Source organism: Pseudoflavonifractor capillosus, assembly GCF_016899775.1.
In the GTDB taxonomy this organism is placed as follows: domain Bacteria; phylum Bacillota; class Clostridia; order Oscillospirales; family Oscillospiraceae; genus Lawsonibacter.
In genome coordinates this window covers 65,718-78,488 of sequence record NZ_JACJJE010000005.1, presented here as the reverse complement: position 1 = coordinate 78,488, position 12,771 = coordinate 65,718, and the positions used below count along the sequence as shown (strand labels likewise).

Sequence of the window (12,771 nt, the reverse complement as noted above, 5' to 3'; positions counted from 1 at the left end):
TGTCTACGCCTTCCATTGGCGGGGGCGCGGCATACGGGCGGACTCCGATGGTCCGCCCGTTTTTTACTCCGCCGCCCCGGGAGGCCGCATCAATCGAGAGGGAGGAATTTTATTTGGAATTGATTTTACAGATCAACAGTTTCATCAACGGGATCGTCTGGGGTCCTATCATGCTGTTCCTGCTGGTTGGCACGGGAGTCTATCTCACCGTCCGCTGCGGGTGCCTTCAGGCCCGCAAATTCGGCTTTATGCTGCGCAGCACCCTGGGCTCCCTGTTCCGCAAGACGGACAAGGCCTCTGGCGGGCAGAACCTCACCCCCTTCCAGGCGGTATCCACCGCCCTGGCCGGGACTGTGGGGACGGGCAACATCGCCGGTGTCACCGGGGCCATCTTTGCCGGAGGACCGGGGGCGGTCTTCTGGATGTGGGTGTCCGCCTTCTTCGGCATGATGACCAAGTACGCCGAGATCGTCCTGGCTGTGAAGTACCGCCAGGTGGACGGGGACGGCACCCACTTCGGCGGCCCTATGTACTACATTGAAAAGGGCACGGGGCACAAGTGGCTGGCGGTGCTGTTCGCCCTGCTGGGCGGCGTCGCCTGCTTCGGCATCGGCAACATCGCCCAGTCCACCGAGATCGCCGGGGCCATGCAGTCCCTGGTGGGCCTGCCCCCGCTGTACACCGGCATCCTTCTGGCCATCCTCACCGCCTTTGTGGTCATCGGCGGCGTGAAGCGCATCGGGCAGGTGGCCTCCTACCTGGTCCCCTTTATGGCCATCTTCTACATCGTGGCGGGCGTGTCCGTCATCCTGCTGCGCATCACCGACGTCCCCGCTGTCCTGGCCTCCATCTTCACCGAGGCGTTCAGCTTCCGGGCGGTGGGCGGCGGCGTGTTCGGCTACGCCATTCTGGTGGCGATGCGCCAGGGCTTCGCCCGGGGCGTGTTCTCCAACGAGGCGGGCCTGGGTTCGGCCCCCATGGCCCACGCCGCCTCCAACACCAAGGAGCCGGTGGAGCAGGGCCTGTGGGGCATCTTCGAGGTCTTTGTGGACACCATCATCATCTGCACCCTCACCTCCATGGCGGTGCTTCTGTCCGGGGTGCTGGAGAACGACATCAACTCCTACGGCTCCAACGGCGCGGCTGCCGCCGCCGCGTTCAACGCCATCCTCCCCGGCACCATCGGCGGCACGGTGCTCCAGATCAGCCTGCTGTTCTTCGCCCTGTCCACCATCCTGGGCTGGAGCTACTACGGGGAGCGGTGCTGGGGCTACCTCACCCACAACAGCAAGACCGCCAACCTGATCTTCAAGGTGGCCTTCGTGCTGGTGTGCGTGGTGGGCGCCGTGGGCTCCGGCAGCCTGATGTGGGACATCTCCGACACCCTCAACGGCATGATGGCCATTCCCAACCTGATCGGACTGCTGCTGCTCTCGGGCACGGTGGTCCAGCTGACCCGCACCTACTTCAAAGACAAATAGCCTTCGTGTAAAACAAGCCCGGCGGACCGCAAATGCGGTCCGCCGGGCTTGCCGTTTCGGATGGTCAGCTGATCTGACCGGAGGGAGTGCAGGATAGGGAAATATCTACATACGTTGTACCTGCTCCTAATTTTGTCAGCTTAGCAGTTAATTCCGCTTTGTTTCCAGACTCTGAAATACGTTCATTTTGATAGGACCAGCTGCCGCTGGTGGTGTGGGAAGAGTCCGTACCTACCACCCAGGCGCTGTCTCCATCATAGCCAAAAGTCGCCTCCAGCGTCACTTTGGCAATCACACTTCCCGCATACCGGTAAGTCGACGTCTTTTCCGCACTCTTCGTTTTGGAATAGAGCGCCGTATCCCGTACCGTCAGGACCGTCTCCACCTGAATTTCTCCGTACTGGGTCTGAATGGTCTGTACCTCCTGGACCGTTTCAGCCGTGGCCGCGTAGGAGGGCAGAGCCAGCGAACCGGCAATCAAACCCACCGCCAACAAAATAGACAGCTTACGTTTCATCCGGACCTTCCCTTTCTTCATAAATGATAAGTCTTTCTGTTACCTCAACCTTCATGGGCTGTGTTTCCAAGAGAACCACCCAAACAAGCAGCAGAATCATTGCGGCCGCAACTACGCCCGCAAAGATTCGTCTGCCCAGCTTCCGCCGCCTTTTCCGGCGCTCCAGCAGCTCCGGGTCCAGTTCCTCCAGAAAGCACTGGGCCAGCTCCTCCGGCTCCCCCAGGCATCCGGCCACTTCATCGGGCGCGGCGTCGGGCTTGCCCTGAAGGAAATCGTCGGCCATCCGCCGGGCCTGGGCCAAAAACCGCTCCCGGTCCTCCCCGGGACAGTCCAGACAGCGCTCCAGGGCGCGGAAGTAGTCCTCCATGGTGCTCCAGGTCTTCATGCTCCCTTCCCCCCTTCCGTCAGGCCCAGGATCTGGTCCACTGCACCGGTGTACCGCCGGTATTCCCGAATCAGAGCGTTCAGATACTCCTCCCCCTCCGGGGTGATGGCAAAGTAGATCCGGGCCCGGTTGTCCTCGCTGACCACCTTCCCCTGCTCCTCCACATAATTAAAGTCCTGGAGGCGGTGGATGGTCAGGTAGAGGGTATTGAAGGTGATGACCCCCTGGCTGAGCACCTCAATCTCGCTCATCATCTCATAGGTGTACATGGGCCGCCGGCGCAGGAGAAACAGCACCAGCATCTCGGTGGTCGCCTTTTTTAGGGATTCCCGGAACCCCTCCGGGGTCCCGCTTCGCTTTGCGGCTTTTTCCATAAATACCACAACCCTTTTCTGAGCTCAATATCATTATAAAACAAATTATTTTTTTGTCAATATATTTTTCATTGACATGTATTATTTTTTATGATATATTCAGGTCACAGAGAGGTCTCCCGGGTATCTGATCAGGAGGTGTATTCCTATGGACCGCCGATGAAACCAAATAAGACTATGTCATTTCCTTTACACCCAATATCTAAATAAGATTGAGGAGGAATTTCAGCATGAACATGAAAAAATGGAGCGCGGGCGTAATGGCCGCCGCAATGGCGTTCTCCCTGGCTCTTCCCGCAGGGGCAGCCGCCGACCTTGAAGCGATTCAGCCGCTTGCCTCTTATGACGACTCACAGGATTCTCCCCACAAGACCGTCTATGCAGGCGATTATACCTATGATTGCTATGCGACTCTTTATTATGGGTCCAGCAGCAAAGCCTGCCTGTGGCTGGTAGAAAACGACCGTCAGGACGGGCCTGTTTCTTTACGCGCCTACCTATATGAAAATGGCACCGCCATTGGTGATAGCGGTTGGGACGACAGCAATTCTTATATTCATTTCGTAAACACAAAAAATTACTCAATTTCTGGTAATTTGAAAGCAGACGGTGAATACCGGGCTTACTATGACGAGAGCCTGACTGATTATTCTGCAGGCCGTTCCAAGCCGTCGGAGCTTTACTATCCCGGACGTTCTTCTCAACAAGATGCCATCACCAGTTACCCCACCAACAGCGCCGGTGAAACCTACGGCTCTTATCTTGACCGCCATACTGTGGGCTACGCCCCTGAACTGATCGAAGCCAAAGGCGAAAACGGAGTCTACGGCTATGTCCGCCTGGAGGATTTTGCCCCTGAACTGGACTCTCTGGGCGAGATTCAGCTTTGGCAGGACAAGGTAAACGAGGACAACATGATCCCTCTATACGACTTGAATGGCAACATAATTGGCGAGTATGCACTGGGTACCACTCAGGAGCAGGAAGAGATTGACCCGGCTATTCTAGCGGACATCTATGAGATCACCGGCGGCGTGATGCCCATGAGTTTGAATGAGTCTATCTCCCCCGCCTATGTGCCCGACGCATACCCCACAAACGCTCAGGGTCTGACCTACGGCTCTTATGCGGACCGGACTATGTACGGCTATGCCCCTGAACTGGTCAGCGTCCAGGGCGATGAGGGCAACTCCGGATACGTCCATCTAAATGAGTTCCGCACCGCTAAAACAGGCGACAGCCTAACCGTCTACGATTTGGACGGGAAACCGATTGATACGTTCTCCTGCACGGCCGGCGAAGTCTCCGAAGATCAGCTGGCCCAAATTGCTCAAATGGAACGGTGATTTTCCAAGTAACTGAATGACAGCTCCAGCGGACCGTCTTCCCCTGAGGCGGTCCGCCATCCTTTTACCCCCGCCCCATGAAGGAAAAAACGGGGAAACGCTCTGTCTCCCCTTGCTATTCACCCCGGACTATGGTAAAAATAATGTATAAAACGAAGCAGAGAGGCAGAAAATCATGGACAGAAGCCGATTTTCCACCCATAAGCGCCCGGCGTTTCTTCTGGCCGGGGTCCTGCTGGTCCTTCTGGGCACTTTGGGGGGCTGGCATGTCCTCTCCCGTCAGGCCCAGTGGACGGTCCTGGACCAGGCCGCGCTGGAGAACGCCGGGGACGCGCACCTGCGCTCCCTCTCCCAGCAGGCGGAGCAGTGCGCCGGCGCCCACGACTTTCTCTGGACCGGGGAGCCGGTGGAGCTCACCAACCGCCTCTCCTCTGAGGCCCACGCCTTCCTGCCGGTGTGCGCCATCTCCCCCGCCGACGTCCCCAAGTACGGCGACGCCGCCTGGGAGATCGAGTTCTCTCTGCTCACCACCTGGGACGGGGACGAGCCCCCGGCCTGGGTTCCAAAGCTCTCCGTCTCCCAGTGGGAGCTGGAGCTGGACCCGGGAATCAACACCGGCCTGGCCGCCCCCGACTGGCGCCCCGCCGGCGGGGCGCGGTGGTACTCCCTCACCCAGGCGGACGCCTCCCTCTGGAATGAGGCCCAGAACGGGACTCCCGAAATCCGTTACAGCCTCCAGGCCGCCACCCTAGACTCCGACGGGCCGGACAATGCGCCCGCCTCCGGCACCCTGTCTCTCTCCTTCACACTGGAGGGCGGCGGACAGGCCCAGTCCTACCAGTGCCGGCTCCCCTTTGACTATCTCTCCAGCGCCGCGTGACGCCCAGGGCCCGGACGGGTTCTCCCCTGTCCGGGCCCGGAAAAAATATCTGGAAAACCCCTTGCAATCCGGTTTCGGCTATGGTATAGTAGGAAAGTAAATTATGGTAGTATTGGCTAGAGTGGGGTTTCGGCTCCGCTCTTTTTCCTTGACTAAAGGGCCGGGACCGGCACAGGAGGCATGTATGGCAAAGGTAACCGACGCGGTGGCCCAGCTGGCCCTCCCCTATGTGGAGGCGGCGGGCTGCACCCTCTGGGATGTGGAGTATGTAAAGGAGGCCGGGGAGTGGTTCCTGCGGGTCTATATCGACAAGGCGGACGGGGTGTCCATTGAGGACTGCGAGGCGGTCTCCCGCCCCCTGTCAGACAAGCTGGACGAGGCCGACCCCATCGAGGGGAGCTACACCTTCGAGGTGTCCTCCGCCGGGGCCGACCGGGTGCTGAAAAAGCCCGAGCACTTCACCCAGTTCCAGGGGGCCGAGGTGGAGGTCCGCCTGTACCGGGCCCGGGACGGCCGAAAGGATTTTATTGGGCTGCTCCAGTCCTGGCAGGACGGGGACGTGACCCTGGAAGTGGGCGGCGCGCCCATGGTCTTTACCAAGCAAGAAGTAGCCCAGGTGCGGCTGTACCCCCGCTTCTGAGGCAGTTTAGGAGGAAACATTCGTGGCTAAGAAGACGACCAAGAAAGTCAACAACAACGAGCTGGACGGTCCCGAGTTTTTCGCCGCCATCGCTCAGATCGAGCAGGAGAAGGGGATCAAGCCCGGCTATATGATGGAGAAGATCACCCAGGCCCTGGTCTCCGCCTACCGCCGGGACCACGAGGGCGTGGGCGACAACCTGGTGGTGGACGCCAATCCGGAGACCAACACCGTGCGCATGTTCCTGAAAAAGGACGTGGTGGAGGAGGTAGACAACCCCGCCACCGAGATCAGCCTGGCCGAGGCCCAGGCCGCCCTCCCCCGAGCCCAGCTGGGGGACGTGGTCCGCATTGAGATCAAGCCCAAGAGCTTTGGCCGCATCGCCGCCCAGACCGCCCGCCAGGTCATCATCCAGGGCATCCGGGAGGCGGAGCAGGGCATGGTGTACGACGAGTTCTCCTCCAAGGAGCACGAGCTGCTCACCGGCGAGGTCACCCGCATCGATCCCCGTACCGGGGCTGCCACCCTGCGCATCCGCTCCGGCTCTGAGTTCACCGACGCCTATCTGGGCCCCAACGAGCAGGTGAAGGGCGAGCACTATGTGGAGGGCCAGCGGCTGAAGGTGTACATGGTGGAGGTCCGCAAGGCCACCAAGGGCCCCCAGGTCCTCATCTCCCGCACCCACCCCGGCCTGGTGAAGCGCCTCTTCGAGCTGGAGGTGCCCGAGATCTTCGACGGCACCGTGGAGATCAAGTCGGTGGCCCGTGAGGCGGGCTCCCGCACCAAGCTGGCGGTGTGGTCCGCCGACCCCAACGTGGACCCCATCGGCGCCTGCGTGGGTCCCCGGGGCCAGCGTGTGAACACCATCGTGGAGGAGCTCAAGGGCGAGAAGATGGACATCATCAAGTACTCTGAGGACCCCGCCGAGTACATCGCCGCCGCCCTCTCCCCCGCCGACGTGATCAGCGTGGACCCCCTCCCCGACGGCAAGAGCTGCCGGGTGGTGGTCCCTGACGACCAGCTCTCCCTGGCCATCGGCAAGGAGGGCCAGAACGCCCGGCTGGCCGCCAAGCTCACCGGCTTCAAGATCGACATCAAGCCCGCCTCCGCCCCCCTGGAGCCCATCGAGGAGCCCGAGGAGGATTTATTTGCAGAGGAGGCCCCGGCGAACGAGGCCCCGGCGGACGAGGCCGAAGCGCCCGCGGAAGAGACTGCCGAGGCTGAGGAGCCCGCTTCTGCGGAAGAAAACTGAGTGCAAAAAATTAGGAATTAGGAGTTATGGAGCGCGCGGAGCGCGCATTTGAAACGTCCGGCTGCGCCGGACCCCAAAACTCCTATCTCCTATCTAAAAATCGCAAAGCCGCCAGGTATAAAAATAATTTATTTCTAATTCCTAACTCCTAATTCCTAATTCGTCGAAGGGTGGTGCGGAACGTGCCCAAGAAAATACCCATGCGCCAGTGCGTCGGCTGCCGGGAGATGAAGCCCAAGAAGGAGCTGATTCGGGTGGTCAAGTCTCCGGAGGGGCAGGTCTCCCTGGACTTCCGGGGCAAGCTGCCCGGTCGGGGAGCCTATGTGTGCCCCGATCCGGCCTGTCTGGCCAAGGCGCGAAAGTCCAAGGCTCTGGAGCGCGCCTTCTCCGCCCCCCTCCCCCCTGAGGTGTGGGAGGCCCTGGAGGAGCAGATGAAGGAGGTGCCCACAGATGCCCAATGACCCCATTCTCCACATGCTGGGACTGGCCCGTAAGGCCGGCCGCCTGGAGATCGGCGAGGAGCCGGTGGGGGCCGCCTGCCGCGCCAGGCAGGCCAAGCTGGTACTGCTGGCCTGTGACGCGGCCTCCAACACCTTCCGCCGGGCCGCCCACTTTGGCGAGGCGGGCAACGTGCTCTGGCTGGAGGTCCCCTTTACCAAGGCGGAGCTGGGCTTCGCCATGGGCCGGGGCAGCTGCGCTATGCTGGCCCTGACGGACGTGGGCTTCGCCTCCTCCCTGGTGCAGAAGCTCTTCGCCCGGGACCCGGAGAAGTACGGCCCCGCCGCCCAGCAGCTGAAGGCGAAGGCAGACAAGACCCTCCAGCGGCAGAGAGAGAAACGCCAGCACGAGAAGAACCTGCGGGAGGGCAAACAAAGAAAACCCTGGGCGGTCCCTCCGCCGGAGCAGGAGAAACCCTCCGCCCCCAAGAAGCCCAAGGCCGCCCGGAAGTCCTCCGGCCCGGCCCGGGGTACTCCCGGCAAGCGGGAGGACGGTCCCAAACGCTCTGCCCGCCCCAGCGGTCTTTCCAAGGCCGGTCCCGGCGGCCGTAAGCTGTCCGGCAAGTTCCGGCATCATCCCTAAGAAACGAGGTGGCTCCCCATATGATGATAAAATATCCCATTCACAAGGTTGCCAAGGATTTCAAGCGGGGGTCCAAAGAGCTCCCTTCCAAGGAGATCATGGACATTCTGACCCAGTACGGCCATCCCCCCAAGAACCATATGCAGCCCCTGACCGACCAGGAGCTGTCCATCGTGTTTGAATATCTGACCCAGCACAACCAGGTGGACTCTATCGAGTCCATCTACGCCGATGTGTACCACGAGCCGGCCGCCGCCAAGAGCGCCGCTCCCGCCCCCAAGCAGCCCGCTCAGGGCCAACAGCAGGCCAAGAGCGCCAACAGCCAGCCGGCCAAGCAGCCCGCCCAGAACCAGAGCGCCGCCAAGCCCGCCGCCCAGAGCGCCAAGCCCCAGGGCCAGGCCCAGGCCCCCGCCTCCAATAAGCCCGCCTCCCGCACCCCCGCCAAGAAGGTGGTGGACACCCGGGGCGGCCAGGCGGTAAACCTGGAGAAGTACGACGAGCGGCTGGAGAACTTCACCACCGAGCGCCAGCAGCAGGGCGGCGGCAAGCAGAAGTTCCAGGGCCGCAACGCCCAGCGCCAGCGGGGCCGTCAGCAGGGCCCCGGCAACAAGCGCCGCCAGGAGGAGGCCGAGAAGATGCGCCGCCTCCAGCTGGAGATTGCCAAGAAGGCCCCCGTGAAGGTGATGATCCCCGACGAGATCGGCGTGGGCGAGCTGGCCTCCCGCATGAAGAAGACTGGCGCCGAGGTAGTCAAGACCCTGATGAAGATGGGCGTCATGGCCTCTCTCAGCGAGATCATCGACTACGACACCGCCGCCCTGGTGGCCATGGAGCTGGGCTGCAAGGTGGAGAAGGAAGTGGTGGTCACCATCGAGGAGAAGCTCATTGACACCACCGAGGACAAGGAGGAGGATCTGGTCCCCCGCGCCCCCGTGGTGGTGGTCATGGGCCACGTGGACCACGGCAAGACCTCTCTGCTGGACTATATCCGCCACGCCAACGTGGTCTCCGGCGAGGCCGGCGGCATCACTCAGCACATCGGCGCCTATCAGGTGGACGTGGGCGGCAAGCCCGTCACCTTCCTGGACACCCCCGGCCATGAGGCCTTTACCGCCATGCGCGCCCGGGGCGCCATGGTCACCGACATCGCCATCCTGGTGGTGGCCGCCGACGACGGCATCATGCCTCAGACCGTAGAGTCCATCAACCACGCCAAGGCCGCTGAGATCCCCATTATCGTGGCCATCAACAAGATGGATAAACCCACCGCCAACCCCGACCGCATCATGCAGCAGCTCACCGAGTACGAGCTGGTGCCCGAGGAGTGGGGCGGCGAGACCATTATCTGCCCCATCTCCGCGAAAACCGGCATGGGCATCGACAACCTGCTGGACATGGTGGTCCTCACCGCCGAGATGCGGGAACTGAAGGCCAATCCCAACCGCTCCGCCCACGGCGCGGTCATCGAGGCCCGGCTGGACAAGGGCCGCGGCCCCGTGGCCACCCTGCTGGTGCAGAACGGCACCCTGAAGCAGGGCGACGTGATCATCGCCGGCACCGCCGTGGGCCGTGTCCGCGCCATGACCAACGATAAGGGCCAGAAGGTCACCGAGGCCGGCCCCTCCGTCCCCGTGGAGATCATCGGCATGGGCGAGGTGCCTGAGGCGGGCGACGACTTCCACGCCGTGGCCGACGAGCGCATGGCCCGGGAGCTGGCCGAGCAGCGCAAGGCCGAGCAGAAGAACGCCCTGAACAGCAATGTGGGCAAGGTCACCCTGGAGGACCTGTTCAGCCAGATTCAGGCCGGCGAGATGAAGAACCTGAACGTCATCGTCAAGGCCGACGTCCAGGGCTCCGCTGAGGCGGTGAAGTCCTCCCTGGAGAAGCTGTCCAACGAGGAGGTCCGGGTGCGGGTCATCCACTGCGCCGTGGGCGCCATCAACGAGTCCGACGTGATGCTGGCCACCACCTCCGGCGCCATCATCGTGGGCTTCAACGTGCGGCCCGACGCCAACGCCAAGGAGAGCGCCGCCCGCAGCCACGTGGATATGCGCATGTACCGGGTCATCTACGACGCCATCAACGAGATCGAGGCGGCCATGAAGGGCATGCTCACCCCCAAGTTCAAGGAAGTGGACCTGGGCCGGGCCGAGGTGCGCAACGTGTTCCGCATCACCGGCGTGGGCATGGTGGCCGGCTGCTACGTGCTGGACGGCAAGATGCAGCGCGGCGCCCAGATGCGCCTGCTCCGGGACAACATCGTCATCTACGATGGCGCCATCGCCTCCCTCCAGCGGTTCAAGGACTCCGTCAAGGAAGTGGCCGCCGGCTATGAGTGCGGCATTACCTTTGAGAAGTTCCAGGACATCAAAGAGGGCGATATCGTGGAGGCCTATATCATGGAGCAGATCGAGGTCTGATTTTAATGCAGAAGGCAGAATGCAGGAATGCAGAATGTCCTTCGCCGGACCCCATTTTGATGTTCAATAACCCCAACAGCAGGGCGGGCGGTTTCGCCCGTCCTGCTTACTTTCTTTGACAAAGAAAGTAAGCAAAGAAACTCTGTGCGAAACTGCGTTTCGCCTCTTTTGTTCCCGTTGGTGCGTAAGACGGCGCGCCCTATAAACATGCGGCAGGGGCAAGCCCCCGCCCTACAGGTTGCGGAAACCTCCGGGACGGATGGCCACATGGGGCCGCCCCTACAAAAGATCTGAAACCTGTCCCCTCATCCGCCCCAGTGTGCGCACTGGGGCACCTTCCCCCCGAGGGGAAGGTTTGGCGGGCGCACAATGTGCGCCCCTACGGCGGTAAACGCACCGGGAGCGTTGGCTCGGCAAAGCCAGGCGCAGTAGTGAAACCGCACCAGCGGCAATTTTTGCAAACCCAGGGCCCAGTGGCCCGAGAGGAATCGCGGAAAGCCACTCCATTTTTGCGCGCCGGAAATGACGCACAGTCTCTCAGGAGCGCGTCCTCCGTAACGGGGGACCGGGGGAAAGGCGAATATGGGCGCATAAGCGCCCATCCTGAGCCGTCCCCCGGCGATTCTTTGGTGACTTTCTCATCGCTGAGAAAGTCACTCGCCGCCGGAGCGGCGAAATTCTCCCCTCATTCCCTGAAAGGGAACGAAAAGAGGCGGCGGGGGCAAGCCCCCGCCCTACCACGGATCTGCGCCTTAACCTGTCCCCTCATCCGCCCCCTTCGGGGGCACTTTCCCCCAGGGGGAAGGCTATCAATATTCGTACGACTATCCCCATATAACAAAACCCACTCTCTGACCACAAAGGAAAGGAGAACCCACTATGGCAAGCAATCGCATCGGCCGCATTAACGAGGAGATCCAGCGTGAGCTGTCCTCCCTCATCCCCACGGTGAAGGACCCCCGGGTCACCGGCATGATCTCGGTGACGTCGGTGAACACCACGCCGGACCTGAAATTCGCCAAGATCTACGTGAGCGTCCTGGATAAGAGCCAGGAGACTCAGGTGCTCAAGGGCCTGAAGTCCGCCGGAGGCTATCTGCGCCGGGAGCTGGGCCGCACCCTGAACCTGCGCAACACCCCGGAGCTGTCCTTTGTCCCCGACGACTCCATCGACCACGGGGCCCGCATCCTCTCCATGCTCCGGGACCCGGAGGTGGTCAAGCCGGTCAACCCGGACAACCACTATGGCGAGGACCAGGAGGAGGACGAGGAATGAACTTCACCGTTGAGCAGACCGGGGAATTTCTCAAAAACCACGACGGCTACCTGATTCTCACCCACGTGCGCCCGGACGGGGACACGGTGGGCTGCGCCGCCGCCCTGTGCCGGGGTCTGCGGGACCTGGGCAAGACAGCCCACGTGCTCCCCAACCCGGAGACCACCTCCCTGTTCTCCCCCTATCTGGAGGGCCTGCTGGCCCCGGAGGATTTTCGTCCGGAGGCCGTGGTGTCGGTGGATATGGCCGCCCGGGGGCTGTTCCCGGACAACGCCCAGCAGTATCTGGAGCGGGTAGACCTGGCCATTGACCACCACCCCTCCCAGGAGTTTTTCGCCCAAAATACCTGTCTGGACGCTGCCCGGGCCGCCTGCGGCGAGCTGATGTACGACATTCTCCAGGGAATCACCCCCATCACCCGGGAGATTGCCCTCCCCCTCTATGTGGCCGTGTCCACCGACTGCGGCTGCTTCGTGTACGGGAACACCTCCGCCGGCACCCACCGGGTGGCCGCCGCCCTCATGGACACGGGCATCCCCACGGCGGAGCTGAACAAGCGCCACTTCCGCACCAAGAGCTTCAAGCGGCTGCGGCTGGAGAGCATGCTCACCGAGTCCCTGGAGTTCCACGACAACGGGGAGATCGCCATCGCCGCCATCAGCCTCAGCATGATGGACACCCTCCAGGCGGACGAGCGGGACGCGGAGGACATCGCCGCCTTCGTGGGCCAGGTGGAGGGGGTCAAGACCGGGGTCACCATCCGGGAGCGGAAGGACGGCTCCTGCAAGATCTCCCTGCGCACCGACCCGGACGACCTGAACGCCAGCTCGGTCTGCGCCCTTCTGGGGGGCGGCGGCCACGCCGCTGCCGCCGGGGCCACGGTGGAGGGGGACATTCCTCACACCAAGCAGGTCCTGATGGAGGCCATCCGGACGGTACAGGGCCGGAAGGGCCAATAACCGGGAGGTTTTATGGCAAACGGAATCCTAATCATCGACAAGCCCCAAGATTGGACCTCGTCGGGACTCGGCCTTATGGAACGCGGAACCGCTGGCGCGATTCCGCTTATCCCGGCGGCCGGCCCCTCCTCTTCGCGGCAAACCCGCTGCGCTGGGCTTTGC

The 12,771-nt window shown here is 62.3% G+C and carries 13 protein-coding genes; 10 read left to right on the top strand and 3 right to left on the bottom strand.

The features are described from left to right. Positions 1 to 113: 113 nt before the first annotated feature. A complete protein-coding gene (locus H6B31_RS02880; protein WP_243418810.1) occupies positions 114 to 1,481 on the top strand; it encodes an alanine/glycine:cation symporter family protein in 1,368 nt (455 codons plus the stop codon). A 64-nt stretch (positions 1,482 to 1,545) separates the two neighbouring features. Here the strand turns inward: H6B31_RS02880 and H6B31_RS02875 are convergent, their stop codons facing one another. The 3 genes from H6B31_RS02875 to H6B31_RS02865 are packed head-to-tail and all read right to left on the bottom strand — an operon-like array spanning position 1,546 to position 2,757. Continuing rightward, positions 1,546 to 1,998, bottom strand: coding sequence for a hypothetical protein (locus H6B31_RS02875; RefSeq protein ID WP_204897122.1), 453 nt, complete (start codon positions 1,996 to 1,998; stop codon positions 1,546 to 1,548). Next, entirely contained in the window at positions 1,988 to 2,383 is a 396-nt protein-coding gene (locus tag H6B31_RS02870) for a hypothetical protein (RefSeq protein WP_204897121.1), read from the bottom strand. The genes H6B31_RS02875 and H6B31_RS02870 overlap by 11 nt, the downstream gene beginning before the upstream one ends. Next, positions 2,380 to 2,757 (bottom strand): PadR family transcriptional regulator, encoded by a 378-nt coding sequence (locus H6B31_RS02865; protein ID WP_204897120.1) that lies wholly within the window; start codon positions 2,755 to 2,757, stop codon positions 2,380 to 2,382. The genes H6B31_RS02870 and H6B31_RS02865 overlap by 4 nt, the downstream gene beginning before the upstream one ends. 230 nt (positions 2,758 to 2,987) lie before the next feature. On the opposite strand from H6B31_RS02865, the gene H6B31_RS02860 reads away from it, so the two are divergent. From H6B31_RS02860 to H6B31_RS02820, 9 genes are all read left to right on the top strand, one after another. Continuing rightward, positions 2,988 to 4,103, top strand: a complete 1,116-nt coding sequence (locus H6B31_RS02860; protein WP_204897119.1) for a hypothetical protein — start codon at positions 2,988 to 2,990, stop codon at positions 4,101 to 4,103. Between the two features lie 175 nt (positions 4,104 to 4,278). Then, on the top strand, positions 4,279 to 4,983 hold the full coding sequence (locus H6B31_RS02855; protein WP_204897118.1) for a hypothetical protein: 705 nt from the start codon (positions 4,279 to 4,281) through the stop codon (positions 4,981 to 4,983). A 184-nt stretch (positions 4,984 to 5,167) separates the two neighbouring features. Then, positions 5,168 to 5,623 (top strand): ribosome maturation factor RimP, encoded by a 456-nt coding sequence (gene rimP, locus H6B31_RS02850; RefSeq protein ID WP_204897117.1) that lies wholly within the window; start codon positions 5,168 to 5,170, stop codon positions 5,621 to 5,623. A 22-nt stretch (positions 5,624 to 5,645) separates the two neighbouring features. Next, positions 5,646 to 6,875, top strand: coding sequence for a transcription termination factor NusA (gene nusA / locus H6B31_RS02845; protein WP_204897116.1), 1,230 nt, complete (start codon positions 5,646 to 5,648; stop codon positions 6,873 to 6,875). 182 nt (positions 6,876 to 7,057) lie between these two features. Next, positions 7,058 to 7,336, top strand: a complete 279-nt coding sequence (gene rnpM / locus H6B31_RS02840; protein ID WP_204897115.1) for an RNase P modulator RnpM — start codon at positions 7,058 to 7,060, stop codon at positions 7,334 to 7,336. Beyond that, positions 7,326 to 7,955 carry a L7Ae/L30e/S12e/Gadd45 family ribosomal protein gene (locus tag H6B31_RS02835; RefSeq protein ID WP_204897114.1) on the top strand — a complete coding sequence of 210 codons (630 nt, stop codon included), beginning with the start codon at positions 7,326 to 7,328 and terminating at the stop codon, positions 7,953 to 7,955. Before rnpM ends, H6B31_RS02835 begins: the two co-directional genes overlap by 11 nt. Positions 7,956 to 7,975: 20 nt before the next feature. After that, on the top strand, positions 7,976 to 10,375 hold the full coding sequence (gene infB / locus H6B31_RS02830) for a translation initiation factor IF-2 (RefSeq protein ID WP_204897113.1): 2,400 nt from the start codon (positions 7,976 to 7,978) through the stop codon (positions 10,373 to 10,375). An 879-nt stretch (positions 10,376 to 11,254) separates the two neighbouring features. After that, positions 11,255 to 11,650: a 30S ribosome-binding factor RbfA gene (gene rbfA, locus H6B31_RS02825; protein ID WP_204897112.1), complete on the top strand. Its 396-nt coding sequence runs from the start codon at positions 11,255 to 11,257 to the stop codon at positions 11,648 to 11,650. Further along, positions 11,647 to 12,609 (top strand): DHH family phosphoesterase, encoded by a 963-nt coding sequence (locus H6B31_RS02820; RefSeq protein WP_204897111.1) that lies wholly within the window; start codon positions 11,647 to 11,649, stop codon positions 12,607 to 12,609. Before rbfA ends, H6B31_RS02820 begins: the two co-directional genes overlap by 4 nt. The last annotated feature ends 162 nt before the right edge of the window (positions 12,610 to 12,771 follow it).

What these genes read in the sequence shown, in the direction of transcription:
- H6B31_RS02875 (WP_204897122.1), bottom strand. Translation starts at nt 1,998, where the DNA reads ATGAAACGTAAGCTGTCTATTTTGTTGGCGGTGGGTTTGATTGCCGGT.
- H6B31_RS02870 (WP_204897121.1), bottom strand. Translation starts at nt 2,383, where the DNA reads ATGAAGACCTGGAGCACCATGGAGGACTACTTCCGCGCCCTGGAGCGC.
- H6B31_RS02865 (WP_204897120.1), bottom strand. Translation starts at nt 2,757, where the DNA reads ATGGAAAAAGCCGCAAAGCGAAGCGGGACCCCGGAGGGGTTCCGGGAA.
- H6B31_RS02860 (WP_204897119.1), top strand. Translation starts at nt 2,988, where the DNA reads ATGAACATGAAAAAATGGAGCGCGGGCGTAATGGCCGCCGCAATGGCG.
- H6B31_RS02855 (WP_204897118.1), top strand. Translation starts at nt 4,279, where the DNA reads ATGGACAGAAGCCGATTTTCCACCCATAAGCGCCCGGCGTTTCTTCTG.
- rimP (WP_204897117.1), top strand. Translation starts at nt 5,168, where the DNA reads ATGGCAAAGGTAACCGACGCGGTGGCCCAGCTGGCCCTCCCCTATGTG.
- H6B31_RS02835 (WP_204897114.1), top strand. Translation starts at nt 7,326, where the DNA reads ATGCCCAATGACCCCATTCTCCACATGCTGGGACTGGCCCGTAAGGCC.
- infB (WP_204897113.1), top strand. Translation starts at nt 7,976, where the DNA reads ATGATGATAAAATATCCCATTCACAAGGTTGCCAAGGATTTCAAGCGG.
- rbfA (WP_204897112.1), top strand. Translation starts at nt 11,255, where the DNA reads ATGGCAAGCAATCGCATCGGCCGCATTAACGAGGAGATCCAGCGTGAG.
- H6B31_RS02820 (WP_204897111.1), top strand. Translation starts at nt 11,647, where the DNA reads ATGAACTTCACCGTTGAGCAGACCGGGGAATTTCTCAAAAACCACGAC.